Below are 19,093 nucleotides of genomic sequence, written 5' to 3'. Positions count from 1 at the left end.
TATTAATCCTTAACGGGATGCGAAATAAAAGAAAATATCCGGGCGGCATACTCCGCCGGATTCGCCTGATGTGCGTTATGGCCGGCCTGCGCCACGCGCATTAAGGGCAGACCATACTGCATTGCCAGCGCCTGAAATTTCATGTCTTTGACGCCGCACAGATAACCAAATGGGATAACCAACTGCCGAAGCTTGTCCACCAGCCAGGGCTGATGCCCTAACGAGGTGGCCTCCAGCATCGCCGCCACCGCCGCGCCATGATTATGGCGACGCCGGGCAATCAGCGCATTCCGCTGTGCGGCATCCAGATCGGCGAACACCTCCTGCTGATACCAATCGTTCAGCACCGTTTCCAGCGCCTCATCGCGAAAGCGCCGCGCCCAGCGGGCATCGTGCAATAAACGCGCCTCGCGCTGGCGAGCATCGTCAAGTCCGGGATTACCGCCTTCCACCAGCAGGCCCTGCATGCCCTGATGCCGGCCAAAGCAAGCGTGATACATGGCAAGCCGTCCGCCCAGCGAATATCCTAGCAGCCAATAGCGCTCAATGCCCTGTTGCGCGATGGTCGATGCCAGTTGCTGGCTGATTTGTGCGAAATCCCCCGCGGCCACGTTGCGCGATGCGCCGTGTCCCGGCAAATCCACCAGCAGCAACGGCCATTCATGACAAAAAGGCATGATGGGCCGCCAGTCTTCACCACTGCCCAGCAGGCCATGTAAGCATATCAGCCACGGCTGCGCGGGCGTCATCGCCGCCGGCGTGAACCTCCGACAGCTTAGCGTCACCACGTTGCCGCCTGTGATACCAGCGCGTTCAGCGTTTCCGCCCCATCTTTCGGCGGCACCATCACTTCCAGCAGCGTGACGCCACCCTGCGCCCAGCTTCTGGCTACGGTATCCGCTATCTGTTCCCAGCGTTCGGCGCGGACATAGTTAAGGCCGAACATGGCAGCCGCGTGACCGAATTCGACGTGTTGCGGCATGCAGTAAAATGCTTCCCGCTGTTCAGCAGGCGTCGGCAGCAGCGAAAAAATCTGTCCGCCATTGTTATTGACGACAATCAGCACCAGCGGCGCGGGCGCCTGACGCAGTAAAGCCAGCGCATTGAGATCGTATAACGCGGAAAGATCGCCCACGATGCCAAGCGTAGCCTTGCCCGTCGCACGCTGAACGCCGGCCAGCGTCGAGATCAACCCATCAATACCGCTGGCGCCACGGTTACCGTATACCGGATAATGTGCCGGCAGTTGCGCCAGCGCATCGATCAAACGCACAACCAGACTGTTACCCACAAACAGTTGACCGTCGCCGGGAAGCAGTTCAGGAAGCCGCTGGGCAAGTTGCGCCTCGCCAAAACGATCGCTCAAATATTCGGTAACCTGCTGTTGGGCATGAAGGGCGATGCCGTTCAATTCGTCCGCCCAGGGGGCTTGTGTAATAGCGGGATGAGCGGCCAGCCAGTCGCTGACGTCGGCAATCAGACGGCGACCACGGTGATGTGCGGGATCAAGACGCCCCGGCAGCTCATCCACCAGCCAAAACGTCTGTGGCTGACATTTTTCCTGCCATTGCAGCAGACGTTTTCCAGTCAGGCTACCGCCGAATTGCACGACAATTTCAGCCTGCCGCAATCGTTCCTGCGCGGCGGCGTTCGCCAGCCAGATATCCGCGCAGGGCAAGGGCTGACCACTTTGTGACTGAACGTCGCCAATCAGCGGCCAGCCTAATTCGCTCGCCCACTGCGCAACCAGCGCCCCCTGCTCCGGGCTGATGCGACCGGCGATCACCACCCCGCGTTTTTGCCGCCATTCATGCCAGTCCGGCTGAACCGTTAGCGTGGTTTGATGCATTTCACGCAGCCAGGGTTCCCCGCTTTGCCACCAGTCACCCAGCGTCAGTGACCAGTCCTGGAAAGCCGCGTCATCATCCGCGCCATATAACGGCTCGGCAAACGGACAATTAATGTGCAACACGCCGTGCGTTAACTGCGCCATGGCGCTATCGAGCGAGGAAACCAGCCAACTGGCAGGAATGTCCGGCGTCGGCCGCGGCAAATTCAGCGCGGCCATTGAATGGGAGGCATACAGCCCATGCTGGCGGATAGCCTGATTGGCTCCGCAATCAATCAGTTCGGGAGGACGATCGGCGGTCAAGACCACCAGCCGCTCCCCCGTCAGACCCGCTTCAATGATCGCCGGATAGAGATTCGCGGCCGCCGTACCTGAGGTCACCACAATAGCCACCGGTTCATGAGCGCCTTTTGCCAGCCCTAAAGCCAAATGCCCCAATCCCCGTTCGTCAAAATGGGTATGGCACGTCAGCGCATCATGATTGGCCGCTGACAGTGTCAGCGGTGTGGAACGGGAACCGGGCGCAATGCAAATGTGGCGGACACCATGACGGGTCAGCGCTTCAAGCAGCAACGCGGCCCAGCGACGATTAAATACACTTGTTGCCATGATTTACTCAACAGCTCAGGTTGCGGATTCCGAAAATAATTATATTTTTTTTTACAGCGCCAACTTTGATATAAACCAGTACCTGATACAACAAAGATAAAACAAAACTATGACATATCGCCGTCTAACAGCGATTTCAGACCCGCAGCTTTGTTTTCCAGTTCCTGCCATTCTTGTTCTGGATCAGATCCGGCGACAATTCCGGCTCCGGCATACAAGGTCAAAATGTTGTTATTGATCTCTGCCGAACGCAGTGCGACGCAAAACTCGGCCTGTCGACGAGACAGGTAACCCGCAGACCCCGCATACCAGCCGCGTTCGAAAGGTTCCTTCTCAGCAATGAAGCGCCGGGCGACCCGTCTTGGCAATCCGGCAACGGCCGCGGTCGGTTGCAAGTTATCAAGACAAACGACATCTGACGGCTGTCTCAGCGTCGCCTGAATCGCGCGGCGCAGATGCTGCACTTTGCGTAGCCGCACCACTTCCGGCGGCATGACATCCAGCGATAGCGCCGACTGTTGCAAACGCTGACAGATATCGTCCACCACCAGCATGTTCTCGCACTGGTTTTTGGTGTCTTTCATCAGCCAATGTGCAAATGCCGCCGCTTTTTCATCATCCTTGTCGCTGGCAACCGTACCCGCCAACGCTTCGGTTTCCAGCCGCGTGTCATCACGGCGATAAAGCCGCTCCGGGCTGGAGCCAAGAAAAGCCTGTCGGGCATTATGCGCCAGCATAAAATGAAAACAATGATGGTTGGCCGCCCGGCTGGCGGCCATAAAGGTTGTTGCTTGCAGCGGCTGTTTCAGGGTCAACGTGGTCTTTCTTGCCAGAACCACTTTTTCCATCTCCCCGGTCGCAATATTGTGCAGCGCCTGTTGCAACAGTTTGATCCAATTCTGCCGATCCGGCCGATGGTCAACCACGTCCACTTCCGCCTGCAAGGGCGGCAGCGGCCGTATCGGCAGCAAGAACTTGATGAATGCAGAGGCTTCATCAGCGTCCTGCTGTAGCGATGCCCCACTGAATAAATTAATTCGCAGGCTCAGCGTATTCCCCTGACGCAACAGCTCCACGCGGGGCAGAAAAAGATAGCTGGGGGAAATTCCAGACCGATACTCACGCGGCGTCTGGTCGAAGGCATTCAATCCCCAGATACGCACATGGCTGTCACAGCCATGCTGCAAAAGGAAATCTTCCGCTTCCTGAGCGTGATGAAAACCACAAACCAGACCACACACGGCGGCTTCCTCATCGTCCTGACGATGTTGCCAGTAAAACTGGGGATACGCAGGCTGAGTTGCCAGCCATGACAGCAACCCGGACGGTTCACGTTCACTGAGGATCAATGAACGTGTTATCTGTCTGAAACCCGCACTCTCAGGCTGTGGTTCGCGTAAATCCTGCTGCATATGCCACAACAGGTCGGAAAGTTGTTTCACCCTAACCCCGGTAACCTAACGTAAAGCACAGGATTATACGGTAAAAAAAGACACTTTGGGTGAGAGGTTATTCAGGATAAAAAATGGTAATACGCGCCATCAGGTTAACCGCTTCACAAGATGAGAAATGAATGAAGCCATGTTAAGCATCTGGCAAAAGGACATCCCCCGTCGCCAGCGTTAGAATCGGATGGCGCTGATTGGGCATCAAAGCATTTCCAGCCGCTGATGCCATTCCCGTCAGATAATAACCGCCGTTGTCGCCACGTAATACGGACAAAACGCCAATCTTTTAATCGTCAGCGCCACATAAGTCATGAAATAATAATAATTTGGAATAACGAATCCAACTATAGATAGAATTTATCATTACTGAATAAGTTTATTTTATCAGAAAAAACGCATTGACAATTTAAATGAAGTCTGCACAAAAAAATAATAACCCGACATACCACCAAAATAACAACACATTGATATAAATAAGAAAGATTAAACATTAACAAGGTGAAAGCATTATTTTATTCAACGCCAATTATAGCTGCCCCCGCTTTTCTCATATCGTTACCAATAGTGACTGTCACATCCCAATTAAACATTCTGACCAGGCGAGGCATTGATCGCATGAAACGACAAAACAATATTACGCATTACCATTAGAATAATCCCTCATCATTATTTCTCTAATTAACCTTATTCCTTTCGCCGGTTTTTTTAACCGGCATTTTTTTATTTTTTGAGGGTTATACGCCTGCTTCTTTTTCTTTCCCTCATCAGAGGTCCTCATACGATATGACATCCATATGGTATTACCGACACAACATCAGGACTATTCACCCTAGGTTGAAGCACAGACGTTATCAACCGCACTGAGCGTGCGGATATCTTGCGTGCAACATACGTTAACTTATCTGATAATACGTCCATAGGACATCGACGGATCATGAATCCTTCGATTCAATAACTTAATTATGGTAGAAAGAATCCCTTATTACGTCTACCCGATAGTGTCGTCAAGGATATGAGCTCAGCGCTGAATTCCGAATCGTTATATACCGAACAGCAACCCGGCCGAAAAGCGCAGGCGGCAACTCGCATCTGTTTTTTTGTCGCAGGCTTCGCTATGGCTTCCTGGGCGCCGCTGGTTCCTTTTGTTAAGCATCGTCTGGACATCAACGACGCGTCTTTGGGCATGCTGCTGCTCTCTCTGGGCATTGGTTCGCTACTGGCAATGCCGTTTGCCGGATTACTCACCGGCAAACTCGGCTGCCGCACCGTCATTCTGATCGCCAGTGCCTTACTGTGTGTGATTCTGCCGATGCTGACGCAGGCAGGTACGATCCCGGTCATGGCCGTGACTCTGCTCTTTTTCGGCGCGGCAATTGGCATGATTGACGTATCAATGAATATTCAGGCCGTTATTGTCGAGCGCGCAAGCGGTCGAGCCATGATGTCCGGTTTCCACGGTTTCTTTAGCGTTGGCGGGATTGCCGGGGCCGGTGGCGTCAGCGCCTTATTGTGGCTTGGCCTGTCACCGCTGATGGCCATTTGGGTCATTGTTGCACTGTTGCTGGTCTTGATGTCGATGGCGCAAACGCATCTGCTGCGTACCACTAATGAGGGCGAGGGCGGTCCGTTCTTTGTGATTCCACGCGGCTGGGTCATGTTTATCGGCCTGCTATGCTTCATCATGTTTCTGGCTGAGGGCGCAATTCTGGACTGGAGCGCGCTGTTTTTAACCGTCGAACGTCACCTGAGCAGCGCGCAAGCGGGTATCGGTTACGCCGCGTTTTCTGTCGCAATGACGCTCGGCAGACTGAACGGCGATCGCGTGGTCAATGCGCTCGGACGCTACGCGATCCTTGCGGGCGGTAGTCTTTGCGCCGCATTGGGTCTGTTGTTGACCATCAGTATCGACAACGCGCTGACGTCGATTCTCGGTTTCGTCATGGTGGGGATCGGCGCATCAAACGTAGTCCCGATTCTGTTCAGCGCGGCAGGCAATCAGAAAATCATGCCGGCAAATCTGGCTATCGCATCCATTACAACTGTAGGTTACGCTGGTATTCTGGCTGGCCCGACGCTATTGGGTTTCATCGCTCAACTCAGCAGCCTGTCACTCGCGTTTGGATGTGTGGCATTGCTGTTACTGATTGTCTGCGCCAGTGCGCGAGCCATTACCCGTAATCAGGAACATTGATCAATGCCAGCCATCATCATGCGTTATTTTGCTCTGCTTACCCTGCTACTGTGCTTCGTAACCGGCGCGCTTGGCTATAACTACTTCAGTAACTGGCTGGCGGAAAAGAAGCTTGCCCTGATCGATCTGACCCAGGGTGTGCAGAAACGTATTGATGCCTACCGCTTTTTCACTTACCAGATTTATGGTGACCTGAATAACGATCCGCTCTCCAGCGAGGAGGGTATCAACGCCATCAACCTGATGCCCAACGTTTTTTACGTAGAAAAGAACGGCCAGAAAACGGATGCCCTGATATTTGGTCAGCATGATGTATCGACGCTCCATTCCGTTCGCCGGATCTCCCGCTCGCTGGATATTCTGTGGGGGGCGGAAACTAACGTGTATTCCATGTATTACCTGAACGGGGTGGATAATAGCCTGACGATGATCTCAACGCAGACGTTGAAGGATATCTCATCCCAATTCCGCGGAAGTTACATTACGGCAATTGCCGAGGCGCGCCGAACGGAAATGCTGCAACAGGCCAACGCACTGGATGAACGTGAAAGTTTCTCTCCGCTGCGCAAGCTGCGCTTTTATGATGATTACTACTTCACATTGCGCACCACGTTTAATCAGCCCGGTCATCTGGCAACCATTATTGCTTTCGATTTACCGATTAACGATTTGATTCCGTCCATCCTGCCGCGCGAAGGCCTCCAACTGAGGCAAGACACGCCTTCGGCCAATAATATTGATACGAACAGCAGCAGCGAAGATATGACGGATATCCAGTTGGGTAGATCGCTGATTGAAATATCGTCGCCGCTGGTGAATGCGCCAGTGAAAATTGTGTTTCAGACCCCGATAAAAGTGTTGCTCATTGACATTCTGCGCAATAATGTCTGGCTGCTATTGCTTAATCTGGCGTTATTGCTATTTTCCATCGCCGGTTTTTATATTTTCCGCCAGAAATACTCCCATCCGGATGAAGATCTTTCCCACAGGCTGAGAAAGCAGCTCAACATTTATCATGAGACTATCGGTCGTATTCCGATGGGCGTGCTGATTTATGATTTTGGCAGTAACAAAGTGATTGTTCAGAATGAACAGGCGGAACATTTACTGCCGCACCTGAGCTTGCAAAAAGTCGCCAATATGGCGGATGAACATCAAGGCGTGATTCAGGTAACGGTGAATAATGAGATGTTTGAAATTCGCCAGTTCCGCAGCCAATACTCCGCCGACTATTGCCTGTTCCTGCTGCGCGAGCAAGACAAAGAGATTCTGGTCAATCGAAAGCTCCAGTTGGCGCAGCGTGAATATGAGAAAAATGTGCAGGCCAGAAAGCGCCTGTTCAGAAACCTGCTGAGCGAATTCAAACAACCCTTGCTGTCGCTGCATAAAAATTTACAAGCGATGCGCCATACCAATGACAAAAGCGAACAGCAGCAGTTAACTGAACAACTTACGGTCGATACCGCCTGTGCTATCGAACTACTGGATAATATTGCCCTACAGGAAAAACTGGAAGTTCAGGAGTGGAAACTGGTTAACGAGAGTTTCTCTCCACTGACCATGATAGACAGTTTATTGCTGGCGTGGCTCCCCCGTATTAATCAGAAAGGGCTTTGCCTGTTCAGTCATTACAAACTGGATATCAATCAAACCTATGTGGGTGATAGTGAACTGCTGAAAAAGACCCTGTCGCTCCTGCTGAATTATTCCATTACCAATACCGAATATGGAAAAATTACCGTTTCGATCGCCAGTGACCAAACCGCGCCGGAAAAACTAATCGTACAAATCAGTGATACCGGAGCAGGCATTTCGGGTACGGAACAGGATAATCTCAATCATCCCTTCCTGAATCCGACCACGGCGGACCGCTTTGGCCAAAACTCGGGATTAACCCTGTTTTTGTGCAATCAGCTGTGCAATAAACTTGGCGGCCAGTTAAATATTCACAGTAAGAAAGGACTCGGCACACACTACATCCTGACGGTAAAAATGACGCCAGATCCCCTTCCGGCCGAGGAAGAAAAGCTGCTGGATGGCATTACCGTATTACTGGATATCACCGCCGATGAGGTGCAACATATTGTCAGCCATCTTATCACTGGCTGGGGAGCCAATTATCTCATCAGTGATGAACGGCAGATTAATCAGGAAGTGGATATCTGCATCACCGACGATCCGGAAAGAACCGCTGATTATTCTATATTACTAAGTGGTGATGACCCGGCCATAATTCCGCTGGGTCCTCATCGATTGAGAGCGAATTATAATATCAGTCAGCTTTTGCTGGGGGCATTGCTTAAGTTGATTGAGCAACAACTGGAAGCGCCAACCGATACGGGGCTAACAGACGATGAGCATGATGACGCGTTCTACGCCGGTCAGCTGGCGTCAAGTGATTATTATTCCCTGTTTATTGAGACAGTACCCGATGATTTAAAGAGGCTGTATACTGAAGCGGAAAATGGCGATTTTATGTCACTTTCACAAACGGCACATCGGCTGAAAGGCGTGTTTGCCATGTTAAACCTGCATCCTGGCAAACAGTTGTGTGAGCGACTTGAACAACATATTACCGCGCACGATGGTGCACAGATCGAAAATGACCTTCATGAAATTGAAAAATTTGTCAGTGCATTACTATCCCCAATAGATTCCGGGAAGCAGGAAGGCGGCGACCGAAAGCGCCCCGATGGGCTTACCTGAGTATGTAATTCGGGTAACAAATTGCCTGGCGCGGATTTGAACGCTGCCGGTAGCCGTGAGGCCCAGAGAGAGCCAAGTGATGAAGCCAGCACACCTGCAACTTGAAAGATGAAGGATATACAGCAAGGTAGCCAACAATATGAGTAACCTAACCGATGAGTAACCTAAACGTAATTATTGCCGACGACCATCCTATTGTCCTTTTTGGCATCAGAAAGTCACTTGAACAAATTGAGTGGGTCAACGTCGTGGGTGAATTCGAAGATTCAACCGCGCTGATCAATAACCTGCCAAAACTGGACGCTAACGTTTTAATTACCGATTTGTCCATGCCGGGTGATAAATATGGCGATGGTATTACCTTAATTAAATACATTAAACGTCATTTTCCCCATCTCTCCATTATCGTTCTGACCATGAACAATAACCCGGCTATTTTAAGTGCGGTTCTGGATCTGGATATTGAAGGGATTGTACTAAAACAAGGTGCGCCAACCGACTTACCCAAGGCATTGGCCGCACTGCAAAAAGGCAAAAAATTCACGCCGGAAAGCGTCACCAGAGTATTGGAAAAAATCAGCTCCAGCGGCTATGGAGACAAACGGTTGTCTCCGAAAGAAAGCGAAGTGCTGCGTCTGTTCGCCGAAGGTTTTCTGGTAACCGAGATTGCCAAAAAACTTAACCGTAGCATCAAAACCATCAGCAGCCAGAAGAAATCAGCGATGACAAAACTCGGCGTCGATAACGATATCGCGCTGCTGAACTACCTTTCTTCTGTGAACATCAACTCCACCTCGACAGAAAAAGAGTAAGTTGAGCCAAAGCGCCATAGCCGGTGCGCACCAGGCAACAGATAACGTTGCCTGGGTTTGATGACCAACCTTCTGGTTTGGTTTATCCCGGGCGCTTCTCTTCACGGGGGAAAGTCCGGGTCATTCAGGTTTCAGTGGCTGCTCTGGATTGACGCACCACATCGCTGTAATAGGACAGCGTTTGTTGCAGGGTATCCAACGTTACAGGTTTGGATAAACAGTTGTCCATTCCCGCCTGTAAACAGCGCTGCCGCTCTTCCGCCAACGCATTCGCCGTCACGCCGATGACCGGGAAATGTCGTCCCTGCTCCCGCAGACATTGCGTCAACCGATAACCATCCATATTCGGCATATTGACGTCCGTCAGCACAATATCGACATCGTTTTTACCCAACACGCTCAGCGCATCAACCCCATCGTTTGCCGTCATGGCCATATAACCCAGTGAGCCAAGCTGATCCGCCAACAACCGTCGGTTAATCGGATGATCGTCAACGACCAGAATCATGACATCGCCGTTCTCGGTCCGGCTATAGTTGGTCAACGGCGTTGAAAGCGCCGCGGACGAACCATCTTCCGTTTGCGGACGATATATTCTTTCCAGCAAATCCGGCAAATACTGCGGCATAGACGTACTGTGCAGCCAGTATCCCGGGCTGATTTCCTGCGCAGACCCCGTATGTGAACCACTGATAACGATCCGTGCACGGGCATCAAGCGATTCAGACACGTCGGAATCGCTGATAATCACATCATCACTACCAATGGTCTGACGCTGGTAACGGCAAGCCCGCAAACCGTGCTCCTGTAAAAAGGCGAGCAGATAAGACTCCAGCCGGATATTGCGCACCATCAGCCAGCACATTTTCCCCTGCAAACCAGCATTGATGGGGACCGGAGCATAATGTGCCTTATAGAGCGGAATTCTGATACCAAACTGGCTGCCCAGTCCAGGTTCCGATTCGATCGAGATATCGCCATCCATCAGATTGACCAGCTTTTCACAGATCGCCAACCCCAGCCCAGTGCCCTGAAAATGGCGCTGCACCCCGCTACCAGCCTGAAAGAAGGGATCAAAAAGCTTCGCTGCTTCACGCGGCAGGATCCCCACGCCAGTATCACGCACCAGAAACTCCAGATAACCATCCCGACATTCCACCTGAAAAATAATGCATCCCGTATCAGTGAACTTGATGGCATTACTCAGCAGGTTGGAAAGTACCTGCTGCAAACGAACGGGATCGCCAGACAAACTGACCGGAACATTGGGATCGATAAAGCAGTACAGCGTAAGGTGTTTCTTCACCACCAGCGGCAAATAGTTGCTGGTGATGTGGCTGATCACTTCGTGTGGAGCGAACTGGCAGGGTTCAATCTTCAGCTGCTCTGACTCGATCTTGGAAAAATCGAGAATGTCGCTGATGATCTTCAACAATAGCGATGAGGAGTTATTCATCGCCGCGACCAAACGACTCACGTCCTTAGGCAACGCTTTCGTCTGTAATAAGTCCAGGTTGCCGATAATGCCATACAGCGGCGTGCGCAATTCATGGCTTACCGTCGCCAGAAACATGGATTTGGACTGGCTGGCCTGCTCGGCGGCATTGGCCATTTCCTGTAGCGACTCTTCCATTTTTACGCGCGCGCTGACGTCAAGCAGTACGCAGATCGCCACATTCTCATTACGATAGCGGGAATGGACGAAGCTGATTTGCAGATGATGATTTCTGCTGGTCAGCACATCGACAAATTTGGATTGCTGCTCGCAAATAATACGGGTAATACGCAGCCGATCTTCATGGGTCAGCAAATTCAGATAATTATGCGCCAGCTCATTACTGAGAATATTGGTGCCATCGTTAATCCGCAGAATACAGATGCCCACCGGCGCAGAGGCCACGATTTTACGGTTGAACTGCTCGTTTTCCTCTAGCTGGAAAGCATTCACTTCCGCGGGCAACAGCATTTTCCGTTCAAAGATCCAGGCCAGCACAAACAGCAATATGGCTGACAGCGTATTGAACAGCGCCATATTAATGATCAGAGTGCTGATATGGGACAGCAATACTCGCAGAGGAAGCGAATAGATAATACTGAACGCCGTGGGAGGCAGGCTCTTTTTCAGGATGATTTCATCATAGCCGTTCACATAGCCGAAATAGTTGTGGTCTATCGGGTTTGTGCTGGCGGAAGGAACGTTGCGGCTTTTGCTTTCGGAAAAATGCAGAATCGGCTGGTTATATTGGTTAATCAATTGCACGCTGATCGGGAATTTCCCGACCGACACGAAATCATCCAGGCGGATTGTCTGTTCAATCCCCATGATAACTTCAAGCTTATTCCCTACATAAATCGGCGTCAGCGCATATAAATAACCGACATCGGGTGCCTGTGCGGGTGTAATCCAGTAGACCGTTTCATCCTGAGATGCCGACCGAATAGCATTCTTCTGTTCCTGAAAACGATTCTGGACATTTTTAAACAGATTATCGCGATCCAGCGACTGGTTGCGGATGCCAAAATCCACCATGCACTGCTGATCGCCCCCGACAAAAAATACCCGATTGAGATCGTATACCGCTGAAAAGTTTTCTCGCCAGCCATCAAAAAAATCACTTAACGACACCAGTGAGTGATTATGATCCCCATCGTAACAATCAGCACCTGGCAAAATCGGATAAATAGATAGACCGGGATCGTTATCTATCGGACTATCCGTTTTTTCTGCCGGACTCGCCAGACGATTGGCAGCCAGATATTTAAGCTCACGAACAATATCAGCCGCGTGGCGAATATATCCCTGCGATTGATCGAAACTCAGGTTATATTCCTGACGTAAATCCGATTCTTTTTCATTCAATACGTTACTGATATAAAACACGGATATCAGCGCGCCGAGCACCCATAGCATAATTGCCAGCACCCGAAATAAATAACGGGAGACTTTTAATGTCGTATGGAACGAGGCGAGATATTTCAAGTGGATACCGTTGAATTGAGAAAAAGATTAACCAGTGTTGCACACCTGCCGATACACTACCGATCCTGCATAAAAAAAGCCAGCGCATCACGCGCTGGCTCAGGTTTATTACCGATATCCCCGCCAAACTCCAGGGTATAACGAAAACTTAATCTTCGTCGTCTTCCGCTACGTCATCATCGGCGTCGATATCGTCGGCGATGTCTTCGTCTTCGGCTATTTCACCTTCAACGTTTACGACGCCATCCAACTCTTCATCCTCGACCGGTTCAGCAACGCGTTGCAGACCGACGACATGTTCATCTTCCGCCGTACGGATCAACGTAACACCCTGGGTGTTACGGCCCACAATACTGACTTCAGACACCCGCGTACGAACCAGCGTTCCCGCATCGGTGATCATCATGATCTGATCGGCAGCGTCAACCTGAACGGCGCCAACCACTTTACCGTTACGTTCGCTCACCTTGATGGAGATAACCCCTTTCGTGGCGCGGGATTTGGTCGGGTACTCGCTGACGGCGGTACGTTTACCAAAACCATTTTGCGTCACGGTCAGAATATCGCCTTCACCGCGAGGAATAATCAACGATACGACGCGATCTTCGCCTTGCAGGTTGATGCCGCGAACCCCGGTAGCCGTCCGGCCCATAGAGCGTACCGCGCCTTCAGAGAAGCGCACCACTTTCCCTTCCGCCGAGAACAGCATCGCCTCGTTTTGACCGTCGGTCAAATCGACGCCAATCAGTTCATCACCGTCATTCAGGTTGACGGCGATAATACCGGCGCTACGCGGACGGCTGAATTCCGTCAGTGCGGTCTTTTTCACCGTACCGCTGGCGGTTGCCATAAACACATGGCGACCTTCTTCATATTCGCGAACCGGCAGAATTGCCGTGATACGTTCATCCGCCTCAAGCGGCAACAGGTTGACGATCGGACGACCGCGAGCACCACGGCTGGCTTCCGGCAGTTGATACACCTTCATCCAGTACAGACGACCACGGCTGGAGAAGCACAGGATCGTGTCATGGGTGTTGGCCACCAGCAGACGATCGATGAAATCTTCTTCTTTAATACGCGCGGCAGACTTACCGCGACCGCCACGACGCTGGGCTTCATAGTCGCTCAGCGGCTGATATTTCACATACCCCTGATGAGACAGGGTCACCACCACATCTTCCTCGTTGATCAAATCTTCGATGTTGATGTCGGCCGTGTTAGCGGTGATCTCAGTACGACGTTCATCGCTGTATTGCGTTTTGATCGCTTCCAGCTCTTCACGAATGACTTCCATCAGGCGGTCCGGGCTGTTCAGGATATAAAGCAACTCGGCGATCTGAGTCAGCAGTTCTTTATACTCATCCAGCAGTTTTTCATGCTCAAGACCGGTCAGTTTCTGCAAACGCAGATCCAGAATCGCCTGAGCCTGCTGCTCGGTCAGATAATAGCGGCCCTCGCGGATACCAAATTCCGGTTCCAGCCATTCAGGACGCGCAGCATCATCACCCGAACGTTCCAGCATGGCCGCCACCGTACCCAGCTCCCACGACTCGGCAATCAGCGAGGCTTTCGCTTCTGCCGGTGACGGCGCGCGACGAATCAGTTCGATAATCGGATCGATATTCGCCAGCGCGATCGCCAGGCCTTCCAAAATATGGGCCCGGTCGCGAGCTTTGCGCAGTTCAAAAATGGTACGGCGCGTCACTACTTCACGGCGGTGGCGCACAAAAGCAGCCAGAATGTCTTTCAGCGCCATGATCTTAGGCTGGCCCTGATGCAGTGCCACCATGTTGATGCCGAAAGACGTTTGCAGTTGCGTCTGAGAGTAAAGGTTATTCAGGACGACTTCGCCCACGGCGTCACGCTTGATCTCAATGACAATGCGCATACCGTCTTTATCAGACTCGTCACGCAGTGCACTGATGCCTTCAACTCGCTTGTCTTTTACCAGTTCGGCAATCTTCTCAATCAGGCGCGCTTTGTTCACCTGATAAGGAATTTCATGCACGATAATGGTTTCGCGTCCGGTTTTGGCGTCGGCTTCTACTTCAGCGCGCGCGCGAATGTAGATCTTGCCGCGCCCGGTGCGGTACGCCTCTTCAATACCTCGTCTGCCGTTGATGATGGCGGCCGTCGGGAAATCGGGCCCTTTAATGTGCTCCATCAGGCCTTCAAGGCTGATATTTTCGTCGTCGATATAGGCCAGACAGCCGTTCACCACTTCCGTCAGGTTATGGGGCGGAATGTTGGTCGCCATCCCAACCGCAATACCGGAAGACCCGTTGACCAACAGGTTGGGGATACGGGTTGGCATAACATCAGGAATCTGCTCCGTGCCGTCATAGTTAGGCACAAAATCAACCGTATCTTTTTCCAGATCGGCCAGCAGTTCATGGGCAATTTTCGCCATACGAACTTCGGTATAACGCATCGCCGCCGCGGAGTCGCCGTCAATGGAGCCGAAGTTACCCTGCCCGTCCACCAGCGTATAACGCAGTGAGAAAGGTTGCGCCATACGCACAATGGTATCGTAGACCGCAGTATCACCATGCGGGTGATATTTACCGATCACGTCCCCGACAACACGGGCCGATTTTTTATAAGGTTTATTCCAGTCGTTCCCCAATACGCTCATCGCGTACAGTACGCGACGGTGTACCGGTTTTAGTCCATCACGAACATCTGGTAACGCACGCCCGACAATAACGGACATGGCATAGTCCAGATACGAGCTTTTCAGCTCTTCTTCAATGTTGACCGGTGTGATTTCTCTGGCAAGGTCGCTCATGGAGCCGCTATCCCTCTATTTATGCATCTACCCGAGTTCAAAAGGTGGAAAATTATATCACAAACCGCCGTTTCGGGGGAAACTCCCCGCAATCAATGACGTGATACTTCGCACCAGCAGAAATAACGGACAGTGGCTAAATCATCCCGGGAGCAAATCGATGAGCGCTACAACATCGTGAACGGTATCGATATACTCGCGTTTAATTGAAGATAACCAAAGGTCGTGATTGTAAATGAACGCTGAACATCAAACCCCAAACGTCGATCATCAGGAAATTGCCAAATTCGAGGCGATCGCTTCCCGCTGGTGGGATCTGGAAGGCGAATTCAAACCGCTACACCGCATCAACCCACTGCGCCTGGGCTATATCGCCCAGCGGGCGGAAGGTTTGTTTGGCAAGAAAATCCTGGATGTCGGCTGCGGCGGCGGCATTCTGGCCGAAAGCATGGCGCGTGAAGGCGCCGAGGTAACCGGTCTGGATATGGGAGCGGAACCCTTACAGGTTGCACGTTTGCACGCGTTGGAAAGCGGCATGGCGGTAAATTATGTGCAGGAAACCGTAGAGTCCCATGCGCAGGCGCACGCCGGCGAATACGACGTCGTCACCTGTATGGAAATGCTGGAGCATGTTCCCGATCCGCAGTCTGTCGTTCAGGCCTGCGCCAGGCTGGTCAAACCGGGCGGCCATGTCTTTTTTTCCACCATCAACCGCAACGCCAAAGCCTGGATGATGGCGGTGATCGGCGCAGAATATGTTCTGAAAATGGTGCCGCGCGGCACGCACGACATAAAAAAATTCATCCGTCCGGCTGAACTCATGGCGTGGATTGATACCACCCCGCTGCGTGAGAAACATATCATCGGACTGCATTACAACCCGCTGATGGACCACTTCAAGCTCGGCCCGAATGTGGATGTGAACTATATGTTGCATACCCGGCACGAAGCATAAATACGTTCTCCCATCCCCCGCGAAGTGAACGACTTTCTGTCTTCGCGGGGATGACGGAACCGGTTCGCAGGCCGGCCAAAACCTCAGCCTTAATCATCAGATAAGTCCGAGTTTATTTTTCCGCTTTACGATTTGATCAATATGATAATTTTCGACACGCACAATAAAACGCCAACCGATCAATTATTTCGTTTTTTCTCCCCACCGGTTGACAATACCGGAGAGCCCGAGCAAACAGGCAGTTAGCGAATCAATAACATTTCCTCCCTAAGTTATCCACAAATTACCGCGGTTTTGTTCACTTGCAATAACACATTTTTCTCATTATCTTGTTGTCAAACCAAACCCAACCCCCTACATATAGTGTTTGCTTCTGGCAGAAAGGCACAAGTGTGCCCGCCGTGCCGTTTTTCGCACGCACGAAGGATGGGGCAGAAAAACCAAAGGTGTTACTTCTCATGAACCAGAGCTTGCTCGTTACCAAACGTGATGGCACAAAAGAAAAAATCAATCTGGATAAGATCCATCGCGTCATTACCTGGGCCGCAGAAGGTTTGCACAATGTTTCCGTTTCTCAGGTGGAACTGCGCTCCCACATTCAGTTTTATGACGGCATCAAAACCTCTGATATCCATGAAACCATCATCAAGGCGGCTGCCGACCTGATTTCCCGTGAAAGCCCGGATTACCAATATCTGGCTGCGCGTCTGGCGATCTTCCATCTGCGCAAAAAAGCCTACGGCCAGTTTGAACCGCCGGCACTGCTGGATCACGTCGCCAAAATGGTCGAGATGGGAAAATACGACAAACACCTGCTGGAAGACTATAGTGCGGAAGAGTTCGCTGAAATGGACGCCTTTATCGATCACTGGCGTGACATGAACTTCTCTTATGCCGCAGTTAAACAGCTGGAAGGGAAATATCTGGCTCAGAACCGCGTAACCGGCGATATCTACGAAAGCGCCCAGTTTCTGTATATTCTGGTCGCCGCCTGTCTGTTCTCCGGCTATCCCAAAGAAACCCGTCTGGGCTATATCAAACGCTTCTACGATGCGATCTCAACGTTCAAGATTTCGCTGCCAACCCCCATCATGGCCGGCGTGCGCACCCCCACTCGTCAGTTCAGCTCTTGCGTACTGATCGAATGTGGCGATAGCCTGGATTCCATCAACGCCACCTCAAGCGCCATCGTGAAATACGTTTCCCAGCGGGCGGGGATTGGTATCAACGCAGGCCGCATTCGTGCGCTCGGCAGCCCGATCCGCGGCGGAGAAGCCTTCCATACCGGCTGTATCCCATTCTACAAACATTTCCAGACCGCGGTGAAGTCCTGTTCTCAGGGCGGCGTGCGCGGCGGCGCCGCTACGCTGTTCTACCCGCTGTGGCATCTGGAAGTGGAAAGCCTGCTGGTACTGAAAAACAACCGCGGCGTTGAAGGCAACCGCGTTCGTCATCTCGACTACGGGGTACAGTTGAACAAGCTGATGTATCAGCGTCTGGTCAAAGGTGAAGACATCACGCTGTTCAGCCCATCTGACGTTCCGGGACTGTATGACGCCTTCTTTGCCGATCAGGATGAATTTGAACGTCTGTATGTGCAATACGAGCAGGATGACAGCATCCGCAAACAGCGGATCAAAGCGGTCGAATTGTTCTCGCTGATGATGCAAGAGCGCGCGTCCACTGGCCGAATCTATATCCAGAACGTGGATCACTGCAATACGCACAGTCCGTTTGACGCACAGGTCGCGCCGGTGCGCCAGTCCAACCTGTGTCTGGAAATTGCGCTGCCAACCAAACCGCTGGATGACGTGAATGACGAAAACGGCGAGATTGCCCTGTGTACGCTGTCCGCGTTCAACCTCGGCGCCATCGACAGTCTGGACGATCTGGAAGAACTGGCAACGCTGGCGGTTCGCGCGCTGGACGCCCTGCTGGATTATCAGGACTACCCGATTCCGGCAGCCCAGCGAGGCGCAATGGGACGTCGTACTCTGGGTATCGGCGTGATTAACTTCGCTTACTATCTGGCGAAAAATGGCGTGCGTTATTCCGATAGCAGCGCCAACAACCTGACTCACAGAACCTTTGAAGCCATTCAATACTACCTGTTGAAAGCCTCTAACGTGCTGGCTCGCGAACAAGGCGCCTGCCCGTGGTTCAATGAAACCACCTACTCTCAGGGCGTGCTGCCGATTGACACTTACAAACGCGATCTTGACGCGATTTGTAGCGAACCGCTGCATTATGACTGGGAAGCGCTGCGTAAAGACATTCAGGAATTCGGCCTGCGCAACTCGACGCTGTCGGCACTGATGCCTTCCGAAACGTCTTCGCAGATCTCCAATGCCACCAACGGCATTGAGCCGCCGCGCGGACACATCAGCGTCAAAGCGTCAAAAGACGGCATCCTGCGTCAGGTTGTGCCGGAATATGAAACGCTGAAAGACGCTTATGAACTGCTGTGGGAAATGCCAAACAACGACGGCTATCTGCAACTGGTTGGCGTGATGCAGAAATTTGTCGATCAGGCAATTTCTTCCAATACCAATTACGATCCGTCACGCTTCCCGTCAGGGAAAGTGCCGATGAAGCAACTGTTGAAAGATTTGCTGACGGCGTACAAGTTCGGCGTAAAAACGCTCTACTACCAGAACACCCGCGACGGCGCGGAAGATGCGCAGGATGACCTGCTGGCAGAACCGCAGGATGATGGCTGCGAAGGCGGCGCGTGTAAGATTTAAGCCAGTAT

The 19,093-nt window shown here is 51.9% G+C and carries 10 protein-coding genes; 5 read left to right on the top strand and 5 right to left on the bottom strand.

Annotated features, from left to right (window positions below; translation table 11 throughout):
• Positions 1–2: 2 nt before the first annotated feature.
• The 3 genes from menH to menF all read right to left on the bottom strand — a co-directional run bounded on the left by menH (position 3) and on the right by menF (position 3,900).
• Positions 3–749: a 2-succinyl-6-hydroxy-2,4-cyclohexadiene-1-carboxylate synthase gene (menH, locus tag B4923_RS03410; RefSeq protein WP_109052956.1), complete on the bottom strand. Its 747-nt coding sequence runs from the start codon at positions 747–749 to the stop codon at positions 3–5.
• Positions 750–781: 32 nt separating this feature from the next.
• A complete protein-coding gene (menD, locus tag B4923_RS03405; protein ID WP_109052955.1) occupies positions 782–2,458 on the bottom strand; it encodes a 2-succinyl-5-enolpyruvyl-6-hydroxy-3-cyclohexene-1-carboxylic-acid synthase in 1,677 nt (558 codons plus the stop codon).
• A gap of 107 nt (positions 2,459–2,565) precedes the next feature.
• Complete coding sequence (gene menF, locus B4923_RS03400; RefSeq protein ID WP_109052954.1) at positions 2,566–3,900, bottom strand: isochorismate synthase MenF; 1,335 nt, start codon at positions 3,898–3,900, stop codon at positions 2,566–2,568.
• Between the two features lie 1,018 nt (positions 3,901–4,918).
• Between menF and B4923_RS03395 the strand changes: the two genes are divergently transcribed.
• The 3 genes from B4923_RS03395 (at position 4,919) to rcsB (ending at position 9,615) form a co-directional block, all read left to right on the top strand.
• Entirely contained in the window at positions 4,919–6,097 is a 1,179-nt protein-coding gene (locus tag B4923_RS03395) for an MFS transporter (RefSeq protein ID WP_109052953.1), read from the top strand.
• A 3-nt stretch (positions 6,098–6,100) separates the two neighbouring features.
• The gene (rcsD, locus tag B4923_RS03390; RefSeq protein ID WP_109052952.1) at positions 6,101–8,803 is read left to right on the top strand and encodes a phosphotransferase RcsD; all 2,703 of its coding nucleotides are present in this window, start codon (positions 6,101–6,103) and stop codon (positions 8,801–8,803) included.
• Between the two features lie 155 nt (positions 8,804–8,958).
• Positions 8,959–9,615 (top strand): response regulator transcription factor RcsB, encoded by a 657-nt coding sequence (gene rcsB / locus B4923_RS03385; RefSeq protein ID WP_109052951.1) that lies wholly within the window; start codon positions 8,959–8,961, stop codon positions 9,613–9,615.
• A gap of 124 nt (positions 9,616–9,739) precedes the next feature.
• Here rcsB and rcsC read toward each other — a convergent pair whose 3' ends face one another.
• Entirely contained in the window at positions 9,740–12,595 is a 2,856-nt protein-coding gene (gene rcsC, locus B4923_RS03380) for a two-component system sensor histidine kinase RcsC (protein ID WP_109052950.1), read from the bottom strand.
• Positions 12,596–12,743: 148 nt separating this feature from the next.
• Positions 12,744–15,386 carry a DNA topoisomerase (ATP-hydrolyzing) subunit A gene (gyrA, locus tag B4923_RS03375; RefSeq protein ID WP_109052949.1) on the bottom strand — a complete coding sequence of 881 codons (2,643 nt, stop codon included), beginning with the start codon at positions 15,384–15,386 and terminating at the stop codon, positions 12,744–12,746.
• 235 nt (positions 15,387–15,621) lie between these two features.
• Between gyrA and ubiG the strand changes: the two genes are divergently transcribed.
• Positions 15,622–16,341 carry a bifunctional 2-polyprenyl-6-hydroxyphenol methylase/3-demethylubiquinol 3-O-methyltransferase UbiG gene (gene ubiG / locus B4923_RS03370; protein WP_109052948.1) on the top strand — a complete coding sequence of 240 codons (720 nt, stop codon included), beginning with the start codon at positions 15,622–15,624 and terminating at the stop codon, positions 16,339–16,341.
• A gap of 458 nt (positions 16,342–16,799) precedes the next feature.
• Entirely contained in the window at positions 16,800–19,085 is a 2,286-nt protein-coding gene (gene nrdA / locus B4923_RS03365) for a class 1a ribonucleoside-diphosphate reductase subunit alpha (RefSeq protein ID WP_109052947.1), read from the top strand.
• Positions 19,086–19,093 lie beyond the last annotated feature (8 nt).

This window comes from Brenneria roseae subsp. americana, from assembly GCF_003115815.1.
GTDB classification, from domain to species: domain Bacteria; phylum Pseudomonadota; class Gammaproteobacteria; order Enterobacterales; family Enterobacteriaceae; genus Brenneria; species Brenneria roseae.
This window is presented reverse-complemented; position numbering and strand designations above follow the sequence as displayed.

What these genes read in the sequence shown, in the direction of transcription:
- menH (WP_109052956.1), bottom strand. Translation starts at nt 749, where the DNA reads ATGACGCCCGCGCAGCCGTGGCTGATATGCTTACATGGCCTGCTGGGC.
- menD (WP_109052955.1), bottom strand. Translation starts at nt 2,458, where the DNA reads ATGGCAACAAGTGTATTTAATCGTCGCTGGGCCGCGTTGCTGCTTGAA.
- B4923_RS03395 (WP_109052953.1), top strand. Translation starts at nt 4,919, where the DNA reads ATGAGCTCAGCGCTGAATTCCGAATCGTTATATACCGAACAGCAACCC.
- rcsD (WP_109052952.1), top strand. Translation starts at nt 6,101, where the DNA reads ATGCCAGCCATCATCATGCGTTATTTTGCTCTGCTTACCCTGCTACTG.
- rcsB (WP_109052951.1), top strand. Translation starts at nt 8,959, where the DNA reads ATGAGTAACCTAAACGTAATTATTGCCGACGACCATCCTATTGTCCTT.
- gyrA (WP_109052949.1), bottom strand. Translation starts at nt 15,386, where the DNA reads ATGAGCGACCTTGCCAGAGAAATCACACCGGTCAACATTGAAGAAGAG.
- ubiG (WP_109052948.1), top strand. Translation starts at nt 15,622, where the DNA reads ATGAACGCTGAACATCAAACCCCAAACGTCGATCATCAGGAAATTGCC.
- nrdA (WP_109052947.1), top strand. Translation starts at nt 16,800, where the DNA reads ATGAACCAGAGCTTGCTCGTTACCAAACGTGATGGCACAAAAGAAAAA.